The following is a 22,230-nucleotide window of genomic DNA, read 5'->3' on the forward strand; positions in this document are numbered from 1 at the left end:
CAGCGGGTGCTCGCAACCCTTGAACCACGCGGAGAGCCGAGCCCATAAACGAGCACTTGATCTTTTCCAACGACTTCATCTTCTTTCATTCTCGTTCTCTCCCGTCGCTTTCGTCGCTGATCTATTGTCCCACCTATGCTTCGAGCGCCTCCCAGGGTTTTCGCCCTGAACAGGCGCTCGAAAGGTCAGAACACTGAGCGAGCGTTCTTTTTGAGAAGTTCAACGGGCTTTGCCACCTGGAAAGTGGCCATTGGCACACCCGTTGAAAAATTCTGTCCTTTAGACAGTTTGTATTTTACACGTTTTTGAAGTTTACATCAATCCTTAAAACACCAGTCCTTTCAAATCCAATGGTACGAAGTCTCGCCCAATGCACGACATATTTCGCTCAGCAGCTTTCGACTGCACGGTTCCGATCCTCGCAAAAATGACTTGATCCATCGACTGATGAATCACGTCCATTAGCAATTGCTTCAACTCGGCCTCATCTTGGTCGGTGAGTTGGCATAGGAACACCGAATACTGAACATGCATGCCATAGCCTCGAACGATTTTGTATACCTTTCTCCAACGTTTTTGATCACTGATATCGTAGCTAACCAACACATATCGGCGCATCACCCATCACCTCGTGACAATTGGGCGATATTCCGGCAATTCGCCCATCAAGTATCGCGACAAGAAGCGCGCTTCTAGTTCCAGCATCCGACGATAACTCAATTTGTAACCGAACACCGGATGCGTCACGGTCTCGTGCATGCGCCGCTCAAACGCCTGGAAAAATCGTTTCCGTCCAGGTAGCTTCAACGAACAGGACTCCTGCCCAATGTAAAAGTCATCCCAGGCAATTTCGCCGGTGTTCAATGTGCGAACGACCACAGAATCCGCGATGATCGCTCGAAATGGCTCCATCATGTCCAGTACCAATGATGGACGCCCAGTTGCAATACGATGGTAAAAACCCATGAGGGGGTCCAAGCCCACGGCAGCCAAGGCAGCATACATGTCCCGTTCCAGCAACGAATATCCGAGTGACAGCAAAGCGTTGACCGGATCCTTCGGTGGGCGGCGATTTCTGCCGTTCATCAACGTTTCGCCCGCAGGGACACCTTTTACTTTCAACATCAGCACAAACGCCTGCATGTACTGTTTCGCCGCAATCCCTTCAATGCCGAGCAACGAGTCGATAGAAGTGGCTTCTTCGGAGCGTCGGGCGTGATCGAGCAAATCTTTCAAAATGACCTTGTCGAGCCCGTGCGCATTTCGACGAAGCAAGGTGCGCTGGTTGAGAATCTTCGCGCGAACGATGGATCTCGCAAGTGTCAGTCGATCACGCTCGTCCCCAAACCGCCTGAACTGTTCACGCCGCACCAAGACATTTTTCGAAATCAAGTTGTGATTCATCCCGACGAGACGACCAGCGGCAGTCAGGTAGCTGATGGTGACGCCGGACTCCATACAATCGTGGACCAATTGGGTGGAAATTTGAACGTTCCCGAAGAGGGAGATGTGCCGAACATCCTTTAACGGAACGGTGGATTCCATCCCATCTTTCGACGTGATGGTCAACTCGTAACCACGCTTTCCGACCCGGGTCCCGGGCTCCGACACATACACGGTTCCTAAATCATCTCGACTGGGAACAATATCTCGTATCGGGACGGCCTCTCCGTCCGGACTCGTCAAGCGAATCGTTTCGTCAGGAAGACAGACACCATTCAACGAGCATCGGAAGCATTTGTCGGATTTTAACAATGGCGAAGGCATCGAAGCCTGCTCCAACTCGTGTGCTCTCCGGATGGTGGCAACCGTTGCAGCAATCAAATCCTCCGAAAATACAATCCGAACCGTCTGTCTGTTTCCTCGGTAAAACAACTTCCCCGCAATGGTCGGAAATCCGTTGGCTCTGAGTAACAATCCTTGTGCACACAACTGTATCTGGTCATTCGGCCACGCCTTGCCGTCCAATTCCCACTCGCCGAGGCGAAATGAAGTACCACCGTTTGGCGCGCTTGAATGTTTCGCCTCAACCGGCTCCCAATACCCGTCGTCCTGATAGCGAATCGCATCCAGTTTGCCCACAATCCCCAAATCCTCGTCGCCGAGATGGAGACTCTGCGGTGCAAAATCCCACACATCCTGCCCCACGTCTGATGGTCTTTTACGACGATCCGCCCGTTCGTGCTGGCCACTGCCTTCCACTGTGTCCGCAGATTTTTCGAATAGCCCTTGCACGTGCATCAAATGATATAAACGTTCGCAATAAGAAAGTTCGTTCAGCATCCGAATCGGTACGGCCATGTCCCTCACTCCACCTACAGTCTGGTGCCACAACCGCGCTGTCAATCTATCACCAGTCTGGGCCGATTGAGAGACTTCTAAACACCGCAAGCTCGTTCGAAATTGCGAGAAATCCCGTTTTATCGTTAAATATCCCCCGTGTTTTCACACGCACTTTCTTGTAAGCGAACGCGCGAGCGAATCTGCTTGACCAAGTATCCTTCAATCCGCTGGTTCACCATCGACCAAAACTCCTTTTGCCTGGTCCAGTCGCCACGATTGATAATGCCGGACGGATCACGCATCAAAACGACCGATTTCTCCCTTGCCTCGTCTGCTTCCACAAGCAACTCCGCCTCTTCCTCCGACAATTCCTCTTGCGCGAAAACCTTTCTCCGCTTCTTCCCCCGCTCTCGCTCATAATAGGTGACACCTGTTTTGGTATAAAACACCTTGTTGCCATATGAATCCGCCGTTCGCTTTCCTGTGGTCCTTGGGATCAGAACGGGTTCACCGTCCACTTCACCCCAATCACACCGCAACCGAATTTGACTGATATCAAAATCAGACCAGAGTCGCCGCTGCAGGTTTTGCGCCGCATTCAGGTCGGCATGAATCTGATGAAAGTCCCCTTCCTCCGCACTGAACGGCGAGACAAAAAACTCTCCTTCACCCGTGGGGATGAGGTCGTCTGCCCGTAAGGGACAACCATCCAACTTGTGTTCCGCCACAAACTTGTTCAGCCACCAAGGAAATGGTTCTGGATTCTGCTCCCGAGCGCAACGCGCCGGTACCCTGCGACAGCGGATACCCGGTGCCCCGGTTCGCGCGTCGAATCGCGACGAGAACGCTGCATACATCGTCCCAACGAGTAAATCGTGGACTTGGGCCTGATTCAACAACTCCTGGAACACGCCGCGATGGCTCCATTGCATCAACTGATTGTTTTCACTCGGAGGCCTGTCGTTATTGAACTGGTACTCGCTCAATTCCTCCAGCAGGATGAGCTGGCACGGCGGATACTTCGCAACCCACTTTCCTTTGCCGCGCTCATCATCCAACGCGTACACATAACCGAGCGCCTCCATAATGATGCGATCCGCCAATTTCTTCAGCCGGTCTTCCTTCGCGTGATCAATGTGTTCACGCAGCGTGATCGCAAATCGGGATCCCTTCTCCGCACGAATCACTTGTCCCGATACCTTGCCAAAAAAGCTCCAACTCTTGAGAAACTTGTACTGCCGTTCAAGATACTCAATTTGCTCAATCGAATTTCCGCCGACCACATCTTTTTGATAGCCGCGAATCTTCGGCCGCTCTCCACTCCGTACGTCCTTTCGCCAATCGCGAACCTGTTTGCCCATATGGCGCCACACGCGGCGAACGCTCTCGTAGACAGCCTCCGTCCATTCCCTGTCGCCACAGATACCATAGAGTGACTTAAGCTTCTGAAGTTCGTCTTCAAAGGCTTCGCGCCAATCCGGTGTCATCTGATTGGCATCCATGGGCTGCTCAATAAGCTTTGCCCAACTCCGTTCACGCCGTCCCACATCTTCCGACCCACACCGCACGAGCAGCCGCAAATACGCCAGTTGCGTCCGCAGCTGCCGCAGGGTCCGTTGGCGCTCTTCTCGGATAGCCCGCAGGTCCTTTGACTCTGTTTCGCCAGGCAGCTTCAAAAGTTGAGATCGTTCATGAACCGCGACGAGATTTTCATTCCCTTCAATCGGAAAACAGAATGGGACACGCCCTTCCGAGTTCGGCTTCAACTCGTCCTTCCGGGCAACGCGAAAAACGGAAATCGATGCCGATGTGCGAAGGCCGAGATCGACACTCATCACCCGTAGCCCGGAAAGCAGCCCCTCCGATCCAAGCTTCCCATCATCCGGATGTTCCGCAAGATAATCCGATAATTTATCAAAATGGACAAACGCACGATGGTTGTCCCCGACCAGGCGGAATACTGCGGCATACGGCGGGCGGCGTTCTCCCCGTGCCTCAGACTGGCTCTGCACACGTACGCTGAGATTGAGATAAACATCCCTCGCCCCTCTGCGTGCGTGCAAATGATTTAGTTGATCCCGACGGTACTGAATCTTCGCGCCACCGAATTCACCCGCCAAATGCTGTTCGGCTCCATAATCTTGAAAATATAGTGCAACCAGTTCATGGGGATCTCTTGGCAGCAGATCATCCAATTGCGCTGACATGGAAATGGGCACCGTTACATCATCAACTTCTTTTGCGACACCATCTTCGACGGTCAACAGCTTTTGAAAACGAATCGCGTGCCTGCCTTCTCCGAATTCGTTGAACAAAAAGGTGTACTGGTGCAAATTCCCGCCCAATTTATCAAAGCGAGTCCAAATCGGATGCGCAGTTGCATCCGGTAAAGTAAACGTCGCGAACATTTTGGCGTGATTCAGTTTGCGAACGATGCTGTTGTACACCGCGTAACGCGTGAGAAACGAAGCATCTTCGCGCCACAGGGCCTGATACTTCGGTTCCGCCAATTTCGCGAACAAGTCGTGTGAGCCGAATCGCCTCGTGTTACGTCTCTGCACGTTCTTGATTTCGGTGTCGTACAAATCGAATGGCGCATCAGGGTCGAGTTTCTCCCACTTCTCAAACACTTTGTCCGATCCGCGCAATGCCCGTCCCGTCAGATAATGTGCGGTTTGCTCTTTCGATTCGAGCCCGTGCGATGCTTCTTTCATATCTTGTTGCAACTGATTGACGAGTTGAACCAAATGTTCCTGGCCGACGAAGTTCTTCTGCTCAAATCGACTTTTTTGCTCTACCAGTTTCGCGTACGCTTCGCCAACGCGCTGATTCCACGACTCCCACGACATCATCCGCTCGATGGCCTGTTGGAACATATCCCTGTCCCACGTCCGAACCGCTTGGCCCTTCCGAAGCGGTTTCCACTGAACAGATGACATGTCAGAATCGGTGTACACGCGCATCAGTGGCTTTAACCCAAAATCCGCGAGCGCGCGCAAAACATCCGCAGTTCGATCCGTAGATTTCCTCGCCTCAGCCTTCGCCTTCTCCTCTTCCCAGCCAGGTTCTCCCGCTTCGCGCATGCGAACCCACCGCGGTTTGTTCCCCGCCTTCGCGATTCCAAGCCCACCCACTGCATCCTTGTCGGCTAAGGGGCTCAAAAACTTGCGCGCAATTTGCTGCGCATCGCCTTTCGCACCTATCGCCTGCGGAACCAACAGTTCATAAAGTTGACGAGCCAACTGCAGCAATTCATCGTCCGATCCCGCCGGACCACAGTGTCCATTCTCCACTTGACGCGCGCGCAGCCGCTCCAACAATTCGGCTTTGCATTCTTCTGCAGTCTTATAACATTCTTGCTCTCCGTCCCCATTCGGACTTCTTCGATACAAATTCTCTTGACGCAGAAGACTCAGCCATTCCGTGTAATATCGAACCCCCGCGTTGACCTCCGTATGGAGTTTCCATAAACCAGCCCGAATCTCCGGCATATTATCGAGGCGAAGTTTCACTTTCATGGATTTAACGGCCATATTCGCACCTCTGTTCAAAGATGTGAATGGAAAGCGCCTAGCACACTCCATCCACACGGGTTTGTTACGTATGTCGAGACGATGAAACCGTTAGCCTGAAGGCAATGGTGATGCGCTTTAGCTGATTTTTCAGATTCGACTTTTTCACTCCAGAAACCTCCTTTCCACCACAAACTTGGAGTTTTTGTCCAACAATGTGCGTTATTGTGCCTAATAGGCTGTACTGCCGGCTTAGACACTCACGGCCCCTTTATATGGGTCCATCGGCGCGAACATCTGATGGATGTGCATTGCCGTTTCCGATGGAGAATCAGCACGGCCTTTTGCCGCTAGACACTCTAATAGATGTAAGATCACAACATTCCCTTAGTTCGTAAAATTCATACATCAATCTTGCGTCTTCTCACTGTCACTAGCGCAAATTCAGTCCAAATTGGCACTCGAAGCTAAGAAAGTCATACATAGTTGTCGTATTCATTTGTCCCGCCCCGCGTTATAATTTGAGTCAGATAAGACTTCTTCAGAAGCAACCACCACATGTTCGACCTTGAACATAAATCTTGGCCACAGAGGTGATGAGATGGACGAGCAAACACTGCGGAAGATACTATCCGAAGTATTGGAACCCACGAACCGACAGTTGAGCAACTTGGACCATCGAATGGGTTCTGTCGAAACACGTCTTACAAGCCTAGAAAGCAGCGTCGATTCAGTAAATGAGCGACTCGCTACTGTAGAGGAACGGCTCGCTACTGTTGACGAACGGCTCACTACTGTTGACGAACGGCTCGCTACTGTTGACGAACGGCTCACTACTGTTGAAAACCGGCTTACCGGCGTGGAAGATCGACTTACCGGCGTGGAAGACCGGCTTACCGGCCTTGAAAATGAGGTCGATTCAGTAAAGCATCGGCTTACCGGCGTTGAAAGTGAGCTGGAATTGGTGAAAGTCCGACTTACTGAGGTAGAAGAACGATCCGTTAGCATGGAACGTTCTCTGGAAAGTTTGAAAACGCAAGTCAATGGACTAGAGTATCGAATTATGGACGTCGGAGACAGCATTCGCTTAGCCGTCCGCCAAACCTCAAGTGAAATGGGAGAATTGAGACACGAACTGAATTTAGTTAAGTCAAAAATGACTCCCTACACTCCATCTTCCTAACCTGATTAGGTCCATCGATTTGGGTTTATCAATTTGGGGAATTCATACTCAAATCCCTTCAATCGTCTCGAACGAGTCCCTTTGGAGGCCTTCTATACTGTACGCCTTGATCGGTGGGGTCAATTGTTTATCATGCCCCACTTTGACCTTCTGCAACCCCATACATTCAAATCTACGAATTCTGTCTAGTTTTCACCGTGTCAGTCCAGCCTGACCTCCGGGATATCATCGAAACAAAGTTTCACTTCGATGGATCTGATGGCCATGTTCGCTCCTCTGTCCGAAAAGGATGGATGGAGCAACGATTATGCGTCAACCGGCAACCCTCAGTATCATCCTGTACTGGGACAAACAAACTTAATCCCCTAATCGCCATAGGTACTCCAAGGCATACGAATACCAATCGCCAGGTATGGAACCGCTAGCCAAGAGTATGGCGAGCGCTTCGCGAACCTGACGAGTAACGATGCACCTGTTCGTCAGCGTGATCGTGCTCCCAGCATCCTACGGTGGTCACGAACCATTCAAACGACACAAGAGAATGGTCAAGATCGGCAAACTCGGTGAATTCACGACAACTTTCCAGTCCGAATATTTACTCGACGCTAAATCAATCGCACAATTTCATCGCGTGAGGAGATCGTGATGGATCCCGCTGTGAAGCCGACGGGTCGATACGATTTTTGGTGAGATTCGCCACCGTGAGCAGCATAATGGTATATCCATCGCGGTTTGTCCGGGCCGAAAAAGCATAACCCTTGCATCCGCATCCGTGAGGATTGACGCAGCTTCTGCACACAGAGAGTGCGCGAAAATCGGTCGTTCCAGCCGCTCCTCAAAAGTCTCGCAACAGCTCCAAAAGGATATGTTCCTGGAAGACTTTCTTCCGTATACGCGTCATTGCAGGAATCAATTGATCATCCCAATCTACGTGGAGGCTCTTCAGCATTTGGACCTCTCTCTCGGACAGTTCTGGCAGCGTGTCATGGCTCGCCAACCGATACGTGTGCGCATCCATGTGCCACGCCGCAAACGCATCCCCGTATCGGGTGCGAAGCGACAAGGTCATCTGCAGGCCTTTCACGTCGAAGTCCCCGTTGTAGCGGATGGTCGATCCCGCCGCAACCGCCATGTCCAGCAGTCGAAGCGCCGCGACCGACGGTTGCCCGCTGGTGCAGACAACCGGAACGCCGAATGGGAGACGTTCCATCAGTTCGGCGAACACGGATGGATTCTCCACCACGTACACGAAATCCGCCGCTGGTACTTCTTTCACATGATGTTCCAACGCCATCAGCGGGAGCGCGACCGGAACGTCGAACAAGCCAGGCCAGTTCCCGACCCAGACAATCGAACTCACGTCGTCGAGTCGGATACCGGCTTTCATGTAGACCGAGCGCATGTACTCCGACGGCGCGTCGCTTGTCCCATCGGTCGAATCGAGATCGTCCACAACTCCGGAATCGGCTGCGGCCGTTGGCTGCGGTGCGCTTGTCCAGGCGTTGTCGGCAACAGCAGCATCAGCCGTCAACGCGACCAGTCCCCAATAGAACACCTTGCCCGCCAGTGTATCCCGGTCCAGCCCGTGGGGATCTCCCGTGACCTCCGCCGCAAACACAGGCAGCCGCCACACGTCATGCGGCCGAAGAGCCTCCTCCAACGCCCGGATCGCATACCGCCAATCATCGCATTGGCCCGTTCGTTCATATGCCCGGTAGCAGTCCAGGTAGGTCCGATAGCCAGGCGCGTTTCCTTCGCTCAATCTGTCGATCCAATCATGAACCGCTGAACGGTGAACGTCTTCGTTCGCCCAATCGCGGAACGCGGCCCAACTGGCTGACGCTTCAGCCAGTTGCTCTTCTCGCGTGCGCATGTCCGGGAACAGGTGGCCCAGGACTTCCACCAATCCCACGCGAAACTTGCTGTTCCGAAGCGCCTCGTCGACCTTCGACAGCTGGATGGCCACCGCCGTTTGCCCGTCGAGATTCACAGCCAACAGCCCTGACAATGCGTCGATCTCATCGTCAGACAGCCCAGTAAGCTGAACGCGCCCGCCAATCCTGCCATGTCGGTGGTATTTATCAGCGACCGCTCGCCACAGTCGGTCGAACCCTGGTTGCCGAAGATACGTCGTCCATTCGTCCATCGCATGCCCTCCAGAGCCGCCTTAGGCTCGAACTCATTCGCGAATCGGATCAACCGCTGCCGCAACTTCCTGAACCGAGCTCCAATCGTCACCATCCACCATGCGTCTCGTATGTCCATTCCAGTAGTATGGAATCACCGTGACGAAATCGACGTCGCCCGGTCGGAAAATCTCGTAGATGGACAACGCAGGAACGGTATCGTAACATCCCCAGAGTTGTTGGCTCGTCATCATATAGTCGAACTTCATATCAGTCAGCAGCTCGAACATGTCGCGCATATTTTCTTCGTCCACACCGGCGAATGCTTCGTCGAGTGAAATGAGACGCGGCGCGTCTGAACGAGAATCGTTAAACCGCGAATCGGTCGCCGCAAACAACGGAATGTACATCGCCATCGCCTTTTCACCGCCGCTCAGCACGTTAAATTGCGAGTCCGTCAACTCTTTCCGAGACGCCATGCCGCCTTTGCGATAATACAGCGTGAACGAAAACCAATTCCGATAATCCAGGAACTCGCGAATTAAGCTACGCAGTGTTTCGCCAGATTCAGATTCTTCTTTCGCCATGCGAATGCGGGATCGAAAATGTTCAATCATGTCTTCCATCTCTTCGTCCAGCAGCGTATTGGGGCTCTTGCGCAGCAAATACACAAGCCGCTCCGTGTCCAATTCCCGCTCACCACGGGCAGGGCGAGGCTTCCAGTCCAAGGACAACACCATACCGCTCGACGTGTTCCGGAGTGACATAAAGTGGTTCATTTCTTTGACCCAGCGTTCCGCGCGGTTAATTTTGTCCCGTATGGCGCGGCCGACGCTGTGAATCAGAATCTGTTCGTACAGCTCGCGATCCTTCTCGCTGATCAGAATCCGCTGTTCTTCCACCATTCGCGTCAACTCCTGATGGATGCGAAAAGGTGTCCAGGGGTGATTTCTATCCCTCCTGGATTCCACAAAAAGCCGCTCCAGCGATTCGTCGAACCGCGACTCGAGCGAGTAGTCAAGAAGCGTGTTCTTTTCGACGGCGAAGACCTCGCGCAGTTGGTCCGTGATCGACTGGATATTTCGAGTTTCACAGAGACCTCGCAACTCACGAAACACTTTGCGTGCGGTTTGAATCGCTTCCTGACGTCCACCGATTGCCGCCGTCTCGTCACCATCCGCTCTATCGCGAACCGTTAAACCAAGCCGCCATTCCTGACGGAAACGTTCCATACACGCGTCGAGCAGGCGCTCACTTTGATCCAGCGCCTCCCGCTTTTCCCGCAGGCGTTCTTCGAGGCGTGTCACGTTCGTCGCCTGTTCCAGCTTCCTGTCCTGGAGCGTCTCAATTTGCCTGCGCAGCGTCTCCAGACGTTCCTTCAGTTCGCGCTCTTGATCGTGAACATTGAGCGCGCCCAACGCCTCCAGTCGCGCCCGCAGCGACGCGATGGTCGTCTGCAAGCCGAACAAACGGCGCCGCAAGTCGGTCTCGGTCGCCATATCGTCGTCGATTTGCTGCTCCAACCGGTCGATCTCGTCCTTCAGATATCCCAATTCCGAGCGCATTCGCGCCGACAATTGCGCACTCATTCGGCACGCCTGACACATCTGCTCATAGCGTCGAAGCTGTCCCAGCGCATCCTGAAAATCCGATTCGACTCGCAGCGTATCCCACCGCGAGAGATACAAAACCAGGGCTTCCTTCGCCGTTTGCCATGCGGCTTGCCGCATCTTGAACACGTCTGTCTGCTTGGCTTCCATGTCTCTCGCGTGCGAAAAATCGCGCTTGGCCGTCTCGAGCGTCGCGAGACAAGTTCGCAGCGGCGCTTCCGAGGGAAAGGCCGCAAACTCTGCCTGCATCGACGCGATGCGCCGTTCGATCTCGGCTAATTCCCCTTCTAGCTCCGCAATTCGATCCGTCAATGCGCCAATATCCGCCTTCAATCGCTCCATCGCCGCCTGCCGGGCACGCTTGCGCGCCTCGAAGCCAATCCATTCAGCGCTTGGTTTGCTCGCACTCTGCCCCGCCAAGGGTCCCAGCACGTACTGACCGAACGTCGTCACAGCGGCTGTGTTGGCTCCCTCAACCGAGTCTGGATCCGCTATCAGAATCGTCCGAAGCACGTCTTCCACGAATTGCGGCGTCAATCCACTTTCCTCTGACGGTGTCGGCATCAAGTAGTCAGCCAACGTATACCCAAAGACTGCAGGGTTCGGTCGAATCCATCCGTCTTCGTCGCCATCCCCGACAGGAGGTGGTTCCGGGGACACCCACGCGTCGAGCAGTCCACTCTGGAACAACGTCGTCTCCAGTGCGGCACGGGTGGGCTCATCCACCTCGTCGCGAAACTCGCACACGGTGTACAGCGGTGCGCCCGAAATGCGCTTCTCTGCCGCCAGAGCCATCCTCCGATGTCGCGTGTCCGATCTCGCCCCCGTGCGCGGCGGTTCGGCTTCCTTGAAGGTCCGCCACTCCTCCAACTCGCGTTCCCACTGGATTCGTTGTTGTTCCAACAAAGATTTGTCGTGCTCAAGCTTCAGACGCGCTGCCGTCGCCTGGTTCCGCCCTGTATCCAACGCCTCCTTGGCTGGTATCAGAATCTGGTCATACGAAAGCTCCCCATACCGCCGCAAATCGTGGAGAAGCGACCGCCAAGCCTCATCGGACAAGGGCAGTTCCGTCAGTCCCTTGAACCACGCGAAAGCGAGATCTTCCTGCAACGCAATTGCGGCGGACAGTTCTCGTTCGCACTCTTGCACCTTGCGTTCCGCGGCGTCGCGTCGCTCCCGCGCTTCGCTCATTTGCCGTTCCGCTTCCTTGAGCCTATCCGCCTCTGCTCGCTCTTTACGGCTCAAATCCAGCGCGTGATCGATCTCCCCGCGATAACGGTCGGTATCTTCCAGCCAGCGCTGCCACGTCGCATCGTCCAACTCCTCCAAGGACGTATGCGCCCCGCTCGCATAGGCTTCATGCGTGCCGAATTCGATGTCCTTGGCGATCTCGGCCATGTCCACGAGCCAATCCCGCTGTTTGCGCTCCTCGTCTTCGAGTTTGCGCATTTCCGCATCGACCCGAACCTGCTTTTGCCTGACGGCGTCCCGATTTTTCGCGATCCGTTCCTGCGTATCTTTTCGCTCTCGCTCTGTGTCTTTTTCTCGATTTTGCAGACCGTCCAGCTCGATGCGCAGCTCCATACCCTCAGAGCGTTCGAGCATGTCGAGTTCCGTCTCCGTCTTGTCCCGATCCTGGACAGTGTGACCCAGCGCCCGTTCCGTTTCTTCCCGCTCGGCCTTCGCAGTCTTCAATAGCGCGGCCTGTTCTTCCGCCGCCTGAAACGCGTCGTCGGCAGTCTTTGTCGCGTCAACAGTCCGCTTCGCCGTTTCAAACAGCCACATCTGATTGTACCGCTCATAGGCGTCCGCGAGCCGCTTCGCCGCGTTCTGATGCAGCGTCAGTTCATCCAGTCTGTCGCTGATCTCGTCCATGTCCTGCAAAACCTGCGACAATGGGAGCAGATCCTCATCGCCGAGCGGCGGCAGCGAGTCGTTCAGGATCGTATAAATCGTCGTTGGACGAAACTCTTTGGACAATTTGGGCGATCTCAATTGAATCAAAAGGTTGAGCAAATCCTTGTACGCCTGCTCATCTTTGAAGCCAAACAAGACTTGATTCACCATTTGCTGGTATTCCCGCTGTTCCTTGACGACACGGCCGCCAGCGCCGATGGCTGCTTCGAGCCCGGCGAAATCAAGCGGAATCTTCTCGCCTTCCCGTTCAAACACATCGACGTCGTACAGGAAAAAATCGTGTCCAATCCGCCGTCCGTCCGTCAAACTGAAGCCCCAAAACGCGACTTGATTGGCTCCCCGCCGCGCTCGCAGGCCAACCCCGACCGTGACGGTCTTGTCCGTCGATGGTTGGATGAATTCCAGGTAGACGTAACCTGTCCGATCCGAAATCCCGCTTTCCGTGTCGCCGAGGAGGTAGTATTCGATTTTGCGATCCTTGGAGCCAAACGGATCGAGCCGCACAGGACGCTTGTCGCCATCAAGTACGAGCGGAAGAAAGCTCTGCATCGTGACCGATTTCCCGGCACCGTTCGCGCCGCGAAGAATCAAGCGGCCATCTGACAATTGGAAGCTCTGATCTGTGTAAAACCAGAAGTTCAGAAACCCAGCTCGGTTCATCTGCCACCGTGTATTCGCCATCCAATCACACCCCTTCGTGTTCGCTGTCTACAACGTCGTAGGTTCCGCAGTATCTCGAAAGCCCTGGCAGCAACACGATGCCGCCTGCACCGTCCTGTGCCGCCAAATTCCACTCGACCATGTGTTCAAGAACGTCGTTCGCCAACTGGGGCGTCGACTTTTCTCGATGATCCTTGGTCCAGTACGGTCGACTCGTGTCACGGAAGGAAAGCAGAATGCCCTCGAATTCCCCTTGGGTCAGGTGTAAGCAACCATTCTCGTCACGCGGATAGCGCTGTGGATCCTCCACCAACAGTTCGCGCAACTTCGCGGCGAATTGCATCGTTACGTCTGACACGGCCGATTGCGTCGGAAACAGGTCCACTTCCGCCATCAATTCCGGCCAATAGAAATAAAGCCCCTCACGAAAGCGGCGACCTTCAAGTCCCACCATCTCTTCCATCTGCGAGATGATCCAAGACCGTTGGGTCTGAACATAGCGCCGTTCTTCCTCCGTCCACTCGAAGTCGTAGACGACAGGCTCCATCAGGAGGCGGCGAAAGACCTTGTGCCGGCGGGATCGAACATCCGCACTATGCACCATGTCGCCGCTGGTGGGGACCATAGCCGTTTGTTCCACCTCGTACAATTCGTCAATCTCGCCGTACGCCATCAATTCCCTCGGAAATCGCCGCAGTACATATCGAGCGAGCGGCGACGCCTCGTACAGTACGTTTGCATCCGCTCCATCGCGAGCCCACCCCGTTTCCTCGCCCTCGATGGACGTGAGCACACCAAGCGATCTCAACTTCTTCAACGCGCGAACCATGGACAAGCGGTGGTCGTACAACGCCCAGTCGACATCGAAACCCAGTCCCAACAGATGGTTTCGAATCGCCTCCACCATCTCGGTGAGCAAAAACTGTTCTCCATCCGACTGCGCTTCCAGATACCACAATCCATAGGTGAACAAAGCGTAGTCTCGGGGTTGATGAAATCCGTCAATGCCCATCCAGCTCCGGAACACACCGGGAATCTTTTCGAGTTTCGCAAACCATCTCGTCACAAGCAACGAATACCCGGCATGCTCATGAAACCAGTCGCGAAGATACTCAAAGTGGTCTTTAATCAGAAGAAACGCTTCTGGATCGTCCTGTTTCGTCAACCACGGCCGACTCAAGAGCGCCATCGCGACGGCCTGCAAATCAGCCTTGACCTCGGCGCGCGTCGGTCCCTTCCGTCTCACGGACGCGTTCATGATCTAGCCGCCTCCCGAATCGAGATATGGAAATTGGGCATATCCAACTGACCATCCGAGAAAATGAGTTCCGCTCGCTCGTCCTTCTCAGGCAATGTCAATTCGATGTGATAGCCGTCCGCCGTTCGAAACCGCCGCTCCTTGTTGACCAAACAGCGGCTGATCCACGACAGCAGCACACGTCGTTGCTCGACCGACAGAACGTCGAGATCGGACAGATGGAAATGGCCCAGCTGGGCAAACGCTCTGACGACAGCGGCTTCCCGCTCCATTTGCGCAAGGAGCGCCTGCTTGGCCTCAGCTTGCTCGCCCTCGCGCGACCGGACGGGCTCTGTCGAGCCTGCCTTGCGACGGACGCGACTGCGAGAACTGAGTTCCCGCAGCGTGGGCGCCTCATCCCACATCGACAAATCGGGAGAATCGGATGATCTCGGCGGTTCCCCCTGAAAATGCCGCGGCTTCATGAGCCCGTACACTGCCGTACCCAATTTGTGTGCCTCTTCCGTTGACTCAAGACGCAGGAACCATTGCCCCAAATAATCCAACTCCCGACGTCGGCTGATACCGAGCCGCTGCTTCTCCTGAATGGCAATGGCGTATCGGACCATGCGCGAAATGGTGTCCTTGGTGGCACGTTCGAGAAACACCACGTCACTTTCCTCGATATCGCTCCCGACGAACCATCGCGTCAAAATCGTCCATTCCTCCAGCCGGCCATTCAGACGTTCCTCGGCAGGCGACAAGTCGTCCAAGCTCGGCGTCCTCACCTCATCCTCGACGACCGCTGCCAGAAAGGTTCTCCATTGAGCCGGATCGGTCCGGCGAATCAATCCTTCGACCTGCGCCCCGTACTTTTGAAGACCAAGCATAAAATTCTGCAGATAATTCGTTAATGTGTCTTTGAAAACGAGAAATTGTTCCGTCAGCATTAATTCTTCCGCACGAGTCGTTTGCAAGCTGGCCAGATAATCCGAGGCGTTCTCGTGGAGGGTCCGAAAGGCGGTTTGCAAATCGCGCCACAGCTGAAGGGCTTCTCCTGGGGGAATTTCTCCTGTACGTTCAGCAATCGTTCGAACATACACGACGATCCGCTCGAGGAGCGTCGGCTCCAGCGATCCGCCGTACCCTTGAATGTTCTCCAAACTCTCCAGCATTCGCTCAATCTCGATGGCGTACGGTGTCATTTGATATCGATATCGCTTGCGCAGATACTCTTCAATGGAATTGGCTCGCCCACCGTCGTGACTGCTGGTCAGATTTCTCCATTCGGTCAACACGTCCAGGTCCCGCTGACACTGTTCCAATGTGTAGTCATCGAGCAGATTCCATGCGGAAATGCCCGCAAACACTTCCTCCGGCTTCAACCAATATTTCAATTTTCGATAATTCTCGTAGAAACATCGCATCATGAGCCGATACCGGCCCACATTGTCGGCATTCAGGTACTTGACCTCGGGTACCGGCTTAACCCAGAGCTCCTTGGGCTGACGTCGATTCATAGCGCTCATCCTCTGCAAAACAACCGAATCTATCTCGCCATTATACCCTACTTCCACCATCACTCGGTCCTCCTCTCATTGGAAATAACCAGGTAAATCATGTATGGAAAGTTCGTCATTTTGTTGCAGCGTCGAACATCGATACCAGACGCTTATGTTTAGGATCACCCGTTGTGGAAAGACATATACTCGGTAAATCTATGAACCATCCCCATCAATCGACAGACTTTGCGCCGCGAGCGCCCTATACTCCTGTTACATTGGCATAACTACCTTTTCGGCTGGAGGAATTCTAGTGAACACGTTCAAATCTCTTAGAAACGGCGCGATCGCGACATTGCTTACGATGACTTGCGCGCTGTCGGCTGCGTCGCTCGTTCAAGCCGCGACGGATAGTTCGACGGTACAAGTTACCGTGAACGCCTCTGCACCTGTCGAGGTGGTTCCAGCCACGGCGCTTGGCGTGAACACCGCGGCGTGGGACCCCAACTTCTCAGATTCTTCGCTGCCTGCGTTGCTTCAAAACATTCATGTGTCGATGCTGCGCTATCCGGGTGGTTCGACGTCGGACGTGTACCACTGGGAGACCAATTCCGTGGATGGCGGCGGCGGCACAAACCCGAACGATGGATTTGACAGCTTTATGAGCATGGCCAACGCCGCAGGTGCTCAGCCAATCATCACTGTGAACGCCGGCGACGGCCAGACGGATGGTTCGGGTGCAACCGAAGCTGCCGATTGGGTAAAGTACGCAAACGTGACGCATCAATACAATGTGGAGTACTGGGAAATTGGAAACGAAATGTATGGATCATGGGAGAATGGCAATTTCGCTGGCAATCCCGCCGGATATGCCAATGAGGTCTCTCAATATATCAAAGCGATGAAAGCGGTGGATCCATCCATCAAGATCGGCGTTGACCTCATAGCGCCCGGAACCGGAGAAGACGATTGGAACAGCACCGTCATCAGCACCTTGCAACAGAACGGAACCTTGCCTGACTTCGGGATCGTTCACTGGTACGCCCAGAACGCCGGCGGTGAAACCGACGCGGGATTGCTCAGTTCCACAGATCAAATCCCGACCATGATGGATACGTTGAAGCAGCAACTGGGAAACATTCCGGTCTTCGTGACCGAAACCAACAGTGTCAACACGAACCCTGGGAAGCAGAGCACAAGCTTGGTCAATGCGCTGTTCCTCGATGACGATATCGCCGATTGGCTGCAGGCTGGAGCCGCCAATGTCGATTGGTGGGATCTGTACAACGGGATCGTGACAGGCAGCAACGATTCGCCGAGTCTCTATGGCTCCACCGATTACGGCGACTACGGCTTGTTGTCCACCGGATCGAGCGCCAACGGTGAAAGCGAGCCGCCGCTCGATACGCCGTTCCCAAGCTACTATGGCTATCAAATGTTGGGTGCCGTCGTTCAGCCAGGGTCAACGTTGGTTGGAGCGGGATCCAGCAACAATCTCGTTGCCGCGCACGCGTCCAAGCTGCCCAATGGCGATCTCGCCGTGATGTTGATTAACAAGGATCCGAACAACACCTACGATGTGAACCTCAATTTGGAGGGATACTTGGCCAAGACCTCTGCCACCGAGCTATCGTACGGCGAAGGAAGCCAGTCCGTATCGCAATCGCAGGTCCAGTACAATGGATCCGTTCAGATTTCCCCATACTCCGTGACGGATCTGATTCTTCAGCCTCAAAACGGCCATCAGCCGCAAGGGCCCCAGGCAAGTGATTCCACAACCGTGTCTGGCGCAACGGTCAAACCGAGCTATACCGAGTCCATCACGTCAACATTTACCGACACACGAGCCGAACTGAAGGATGCGACGCTCGATTTGGAGATTTACAACCCGAGCGGCCAGATTGTCGGTCAACAGACAGTACCGGACGTCACGTTGGAACCCGGCCAAAGTTCCGATCCTGTGACGCTGAGCGATTGGAGCGTGCCGAACGTCCCAGGCACTTACACCGTGAAGGCGTTCGTATTCAGCAACGGCGGCGCAAACACCGTCCTCGCGGATCAGAACGCTGCAACCTTTACCGTCACCCAGCCGGATCCGGTCGTTCAAAATGACGTGACTGTCACAACGTCGTTGTCGGCGTCAAGTGTCAGTGTGGGCACACCGGTGACGATCACGACCACGTACACGAACACTTCCAAAACGGACTGGCTAACCAACGGCATACTGGACCAGTACGTCTATCTCAATGGAAACTTTTCAACACAATTTACCCCCAACGCGACACTGGCTCCAGGTCAAAGTGTGACGGAGACAGCGACATTTACCCCGACATCCGCTGGAACCTACACCTTCCCGGTAGGGCTGTTCACCAGCACGTGGTCATTGATTCAGTGGTACCAAGGTCCAAACACACCAACGCTGACCGTGACGGATTGATCACGGTGATCGAAAAGACCCTGCCATCCCCGGCAGGGTCTTTCCAGCATTCTCCGTCCTTCGTACAGACAGAAACTCGCATGGTTGCTCGAATGGTAGTATGGTATTGCAACGATCATCCCGAATAAGAAAAGGTAGCGACTATGCAATCTTCAAATACATCTTCAAATCCATTGGTACTGTCGATTTTACACTTGTCATTCCAGCAGTCGGTCAAAGAACTTGGGTTGCCCGATTTCCCACAGGAAACATTTCTCAAGGACATTTCAGCGTTTCTTCGCAGCCCGCACAGCCTGTTTGAAGACACGCCAGAAACCAAGCAACGAGTGTGGTCCGCAGTCATGCGCGGAGAAGTCATTGCGGTGGAGATGAAGGACAACCTCGCGTTTGTCTTTTACGTGCGCGGATTCGATCGACGGCGTTGCATCGACATCCGCCTCGTCTTCGAAGCCCAGACATGGCGCATCGATACGGTCGTGTCGACCTATACCCAGAGATTGCGTCACATTCGCTGGTTCCAACGCAGCGCAATCGGCGCCATGGTGCTTGTGGCAGGATTTCTTGGCTACATCCTGCATGGCTCACAGCCAGCGGTGTCGCCCGGCGCAACAAACAGTTACGCTTCCGTACAAGGGTCCAAACCTGCGCGACAATCCATGAAAACGTCAGAACAGAGCTCGACGTCGGGTACGAAAGCCCAGCGCGAAACCGATTCGCAGGCTGTCACCTCGGCGGTAACAACGAGCAAAAACGCAGTATCCAAGCCTCGAGTCGAAAAGCTGACTTTCCACCTGACGGAAGGAATGCCACTCGACAAATTATCTCAGTTCTTGAAGGCCCACCACCTCATTCAAAGCGTCGTGTCGTTTGACATGTTGATGCATTCGACCAAAGCGGATCGGGACGTGAAACCAGGGGTCTACCAATTCACCACCAATATGACGCAGCAGCAGTTGATTCGAACGCTAAAGCAAGGTCCGTCCAAGTCCACGCCTTGATTTAAAAAAATAGCCGATAAGCTAGGACGCTTCCAGTTTCGCCACAATACCATGTGGACAAAGGGAGGTCATAGCAATGCCAACAGTTTACGACGCTGCAGCAAGCGTACCCGGTGCGACAAACGGTTCGCTGTCTCGGTCCATTCCCGGCACACCGACCAACATCGTATTGGCCGAGTTCGGCTTGGCGACAGGCTCATCGACGAACCTCGTCCTGCTCTCGGCGACAGTGGGTGTGTCGGCTTCGCTTCTGGCGCCGGACATCCTGTTTTCCATCATCCGGGACACTGGCGTGATCTTCACGGCACTGGCCCAAGAATCATTGACGGTGATTCAAAACGAAACGGTGTCTTTCTCCACGGCGGATACCAATGTGCCAGCAGGGTACCACGCGTACCAACTCGTTGCGACCATCACAAATCCTCTCTTGAACGCGGCCAACGTAGTCGGTCCTGTGACGTTCACCGGACTCTCGTTGCAGTAATGCAGTGTGACAAATGACGGACAAAGGGTCTGCGGCTTGCCGCAGACCCTTTGTCCAAGCGTACGCATGGCGGCGGTTCAGTCATTTTCCAATGCCCGTTCCTTGCGGTTTGCGACGTCTGGGATGAGCCAGTAGATAATCAATCCGGCGAGCGTCGCGAACGCAATTCCATTGTTGCTGTAACCCACACCGACGATGAAAATCACCGCAACGATAATCAGGTTTTTCATGTTTGCAAGCTGGACTCTTTCCTCGATCATATGCCGAATGCCCATGGCAGCGATCATCCCGTACAGCAGAATCCCGATTCCCCCCACCACCGCCGAAGGAATCGAGTGAATCAGGGCGCTGAATTTCCCGAGCAAGCCAAGAATAATCGCGATCACGGCAGCTCCCTGAATGATTCGACTCGAAAACTGTTTCGTCATCGCGAGTACCCCTAAGTTCTCAGCGTACGTCGTCTCAGCGGGTCCTCCCAAAAGGGCGGAAATCAAAGTAGCCAGGCCATTCCCCAACAGAATGGATGAAAATCCAGGATTCTTCGTGACATCTCGACCCGTGATCTCATTCAGGACAAACATATGGCCCAAATCTTCAACCATTGTCACGAGCGCGATCGGCGCCATGGCAAGAATGGCTTGCCAACTGAATACCGGTGCCTGAAAATGCGGCAACTGCACCCAAGCCGCCTGTGAGACGCCGCTAAACGCCACCAACCCGCGAATGATCGAGTAGACATAGCCAACGACGATGCCCAAGAGAATAGGAATGATGCGCACCTGCTTGGGCCCAGCGATGGACGCGAGAATGGCGGCAAGCAGGCTGATAATCGCGACATCCCAGTGTGTCGACGCTTCGGATTGAATGGCCGTTTGCGCCAACGACAAGCCGATGATGGCGACAACAGGACCTACGACCACCGGGGGAATGGCTTTGCGGACACGTTCGAACCCTATGGCGGTAATGACGAGCGACAAGACGGCGTACACCACCGATACGCTGATCAATCCCGTCACGGCCTGTCCTGGCTCGTGGTACTTTCCTACGAATAAGGTCAGCGGTGCGATAAATGCGAACGAAGACCCCAGATATGTAGGGACTTTCCCCCGTGTGATCAGGTGAAATATGAGCGTGCCAACGCCGCTGGCCACCAGGGTGGAGCCGGGATCCAGTCCGGTTAAAAAGGGAACGAGCACCGTGGCGCCAAACATGGCGAACACGTGTTGAAAGGAAAGGGGAGCGCTCCGAAAAAACGAATTCACAACTTGGCCTCCTTGAGCCGAATGCTCGTCCCATAGTATATCCATCAATGGTCGGACACGCGAGTCGAATTTGCTCGACGCCTGCGACGCCCGAAGATCATGCGCGCCAAAATATCGGAAGCGGCCAGGCCGCAGGTCAACCCGACCGCCGTATACCCAACGTGGAGAAAGCCAGCTGCCGCGGCTGGATAGTCGTGCGTGATGAGATCGCGAAAGGCTTCAAACGACGTAATGCCTGGCACGACAGGCGCAACGCCGGGAATGTAGAAAACCGTAAGAGGCATTTTGTGCAAACGTGAGGCCACGTGTCCCGCACTCGCTAACAATAGCGAACAGAGGACACTTGAAAGAAACACGCCATTGCCGTGCGAGGATAAACTCCAATAGCCCATCCAGCCAATTGCGCCGACGATCCCGGCGGTAAGCAGGGAACGTTTCGGAACATTGCAAATCATGCCGAAGGTGACGGAGGAGAGGAAACTAAACACGACGTTATATGCAATTTGGTACACCGGATCGTGTGTCATTCCGAACCCCATCTCCGTTCTTGGGCATGCGAGTCTTGTTCAGAGGATGAACAGGTAATAGACTGTCGCGATCCCGGTGCCAAGCGCCCCCGCGACGAATACACCTTCAAGCCCGCGAATCATCCCGGATAAATAGTGTTTCGCCATGATGTCGCGGATGGCTGTCGTGATTGCGATGCCTGGCACCAGAGGCGCTACGGTACCAATCATCACCGCGTCCACGTGGCCGCCGAACACGCGTGTCAGGCCATACGCAAACGAGCCGCCCATCAACGTCGCGGCATACTCGCTCAGAAACGGCGCTTTGGTCTTGCTCCACAACGCAAGCTGCACAAAGAAGCACACGACACCCGACAAAATGGCGGCGGGTAAATCCTGAAACGAACCGCCGAGAATCAACATAACACTGCCGCTCATGATCGCTGTCGCGAGAATTCTCCAGCCAAGCGCGTAGTCAGTCTTGCGTTTGGCTGCGACTTCCTTTAAGGAACA

General features: G+C 54.3%; 14 protein-coding genes. 4 read left to right on the forward strand and 10 right to left on the reverse strand.

What is annotated here, in order from left to right:
• Nucleotides 1-324: 324 nt before the first annotated feature.
• The 3 genes from cas2 to cas12b form a co-directional block, all read right to left on the reverse strand.
• Nucleotides 325-618, reverse strand: a complete 294-nt coding sequence (gene cas2, locus AAC01S_RS14430) for a CRISPR-associated endonuclease Cas2 (RefSeq protein ID WP_067623828.1) — start codon at nt 616-618, stop codon at nt 325-327.
• 6 nt (nt 619-624) lie between these two features.
• The gene (locus AAC01S_RS14435; protein WP_067623832.1) at nt 625-2,301 is read right to left on the reverse strand and encodes a CRISPR-associated endonuclease Cas4/Cas1; all 1,677 of its coding nucleotides are present in this window, start codon (nt 2,299-2,301) and stop codon (nt 625-627) included.
• Nucleotides 2,302-2,426: 125 nt separating this feature from the next.
• Nucleotides 2,427-5,816 carry a type V CRISPR-associated protein Cas12b gene (gene cas12b / locus AAC01S_RS14440; RefSeq protein WP_067623834.1) on the reverse strand — a complete coding sequence of 1,130 codons (3,390 nt, stop codon included), beginning with the start codon at nt 5,814-5,816 and terminating at the stop codon, nt 2,427-2,429.
• A gap of 580 nt (nt 5,817-6,396) precedes the next feature.
• Here cas12b and AAC01S_RS14445 point away from each other — a divergent pair.
• Nucleotides 6,397-6,978: a tropomyosin gene (locus AAC01S_RS14445; protein ID WP_067623837.1), complete on the forward strand. Its 582-nt coding sequence runs from the start codon at nt 6,397-6,399 to the stop codon at nt 6,976-6,978.
• 835 nt (nt 6,979-7,813) lie between these two features.
• On the opposite strand, the gene AAC01S_RS14455 is transcribed toward AAC01S_RS14445, so the two are convergent.
• The 4 genes from AAC01S_RS14455 to AAC01S_RS14470 are packed head-to-tail and all read right to left on the reverse strand — an operon-like array spanning nt 7,814 to nt 16,048.
• On the reverse strand, nt 7,814-9,124 hold the full coding sequence (locus AAC01S_RS14455) for a TIGR02679 domain-containing protein (RefSeq protein WP_067623845.1): 1,311 nt from the start codon (nt 9,122-9,124) through the stop codon (nt 7,814-7,816).
• 33 nt (nt 9,125-9,157) lie between these two features.
• Entirely contained in the window at nt 9,158-13,312 is a 4,155-nt protein-coding gene (locus AAC01S_RS14460) for a TIGR02680 family protein (RefSeq protein WP_067623849.1), read from the reverse strand.
• Between the two features lie 4 nt (nt 13,313-13,316).
• Nucleotides 13,317-14,549, reverse strand: coding sequence for a TIGR02678 family protein (locus tag AAC01S_RS14465; RefSeq protein ID WP_067623855.1), 1,233 nt, complete (start codon nt 14,547-14,549; stop codon nt 13,317-13,319).
• Nucleotides 14,546-16,048 (reverse strand): TIGR02677 family protein, encoded by a 1,503-nt coding sequence (locus AAC01S_RS14470; protein ID WP_169794055.1) that lies wholly within the window; start codon nt 16,046-16,048, stop codon nt 14,546-14,548. The genes AAC01S_RS14465 and AAC01S_RS14470 overlap by 4 nt, the downstream gene beginning before the upstream one ends.
• Nucleotides 16,049-16,343: 295 nt before the next feature.
• Here AAC01S_RS14470 and AAC01S_RS14475 point away from each other — a divergent pair, with 295 nt between their 5' ends.
• The 3 genes from AAC01S_RS14475 (at nt 16,344) to AAC01S_RS14485 (ending at nt 19,949) form a co-directional block, all read left to right on the forward strand.
• Nucleotides 16,344-18,467, forward strand: a complete 2,124-nt coding sequence (locus AAC01S_RS14475) for a hypothetical protein (protein ID WP_067623863.1) — start codon at nt 16,344-16,346, stop codon at nt 18,465-18,467.
• 143 nt (nt 18,468-18,610) lie between these two features.
• On the forward strand, nt 18,611-19,465 hold the full coding sequence (locus AAC01S_RS14480; protein ID WP_067623866.1) for an MltG/YceG/YrrL family protein: 855 nt from the start codon (nt 18,611-18,613) through the stop codon (nt 19,463-19,465).
• Between the two features lie 76 nt (nt 19,466-19,541).
• Entirely contained in the window at nt 19,542-19,949 is a 408-nt protein-coding gene (locus AAC01S_RS14485; protein ID WP_067623871.1) for a hypothetical protein, read from the forward strand.
• Nucleotides 19,950-20,026: 77 nt separating this feature from the next.
• Here AAC01S_RS14485 and AAC01S_RS14490 read toward each other — a convergent pair whose 3' ends face one another.
• The 3 genes from AAC01S_RS14490 to AAC01S_RS14500 all read right to left on the reverse strand — a co-directional run.
• Complete coding sequence (locus AAC01S_RS14490; RefSeq protein ID WP_067623873.1) at nt 20,027-21,211, reverse strand: uracil-xanthine permease family protein; 1,185 nt, start codon at nt 21,209-21,211, stop codon at nt 20,027-20,029.
• Nucleotides 21,212-21,255: 44 nt separating this feature from the next.
• Complete coding sequence (locus AAC01S_RS14495; RefSeq protein WP_245630238.1) at nt 21,256-21,738, reverse strand: threonine/serine exporter family protein; 483 nt, start codon at nt 21,736-21,738, stop codon at nt 21,256-21,258.
• A 39-nt stretch (nt 21,739-21,777) separates the two neighbouring features.
• The coding region (locus AAC01S_RS14500; RefSeq protein ID WP_169794056.1) for a threonine/serine exporter family protein at nt 21,778-22,230 on the reverse strand (453 nt) is incomplete at its 5' end.

The sequence above is a fragment of the Alicyclobacillus acidiphilus NBRC 100859 genome (genome assembly GCF_001544355.1).
Classification (GTDB): Bacteria; Bacillota; Bacilli; order Alicyclobacillales; family Alicyclobacillaceae; genus Alicyclobacillus; species Alicyclobacillus acidiphilus.

What these genes read in the sequence shown, in the direction of transcription:
- cas2 (WP_067623828.1), bottom strand. Translation starts at nt 618, where the DNA reads ATGCGCCGATATGTGTTGGTTAGCTACGATATCAGTGATCAAAAACGT.
- AAC01S_RS14460 (WP_067623849.1), bottom strand. Translation starts at nt 13,312, where the DNA reads ATGGCGAATACACGGTGGCAGATGAACCGAGCTGGGTTTCTGAACTTC.
- AAC01S_RS14445 (WP_067623837.1), top strand. Translation starts at nt 6,397, where the DNA reads ATGGACGAGCAAACACTGCGGAAGATACTATCCGAAGTATTGGAACCC.
- AAC01S_RS14455 (WP_067623845.1), bottom strand. Translation starts at nt 9,124, where the DNA reads ATGGACGAATGGACGACGTATCTTCGGCAACCAGGGTTCGACCGACTG.
- cas12b (WP_067623834.1), bottom strand. Translation starts at nt 5,816, where the DNA reads ATGGCCGTTAAATCCATGAAAGTGAAACTTCGCCTCGATAATATGCCG.
- AAC01S_RS14480 (WP_067623866.1), top strand. Translation starts at nt 18,611, where the DNA reads ATGCAATCTTCAAATACATCTTCAAATCCATTGGTACTGTCGATTTTA.
- AAC01S_RS14435 (WP_067623832.1), bottom strand. Translation starts at nt 2,301, where the DNA reads ATGGCCGTACCGATTCGGATGCTGAACGAACTTTCTTATTGCGAACGT.
- AAC01S_RS14495 (WP_245630238.1), bottom strand. Translation starts at nt 21,738, where the DNA reads ATGACACACGATCCGGTGTACCAAATTGCATATAACGTCGTGTTTAGT.
- AAC01S_RS14470 (WP_169794055.1), bottom strand. Translation starts at nt 16,048, where the DNA reads ATGAATCGACGTCAGCCCAAGGAGCTCTGGGTTAAGCCGGTACCCGAG.
- AAC01S_RS14485 (WP_067623871.1), top strand. Translation starts at nt 19,542, where the DNA reads ATGCCAACAGTTTACGACGCTGCAGCAAGCGTACCCGGTGCGACAAAC.
- AAC01S_RS14465 (WP_067623855.1), bottom strand. Translation starts at nt 14,549, where the DNA reads ATGAACGCGTCCGTGAGACGGAAGGGACCGACGCGCGCCGAGGTCAAG.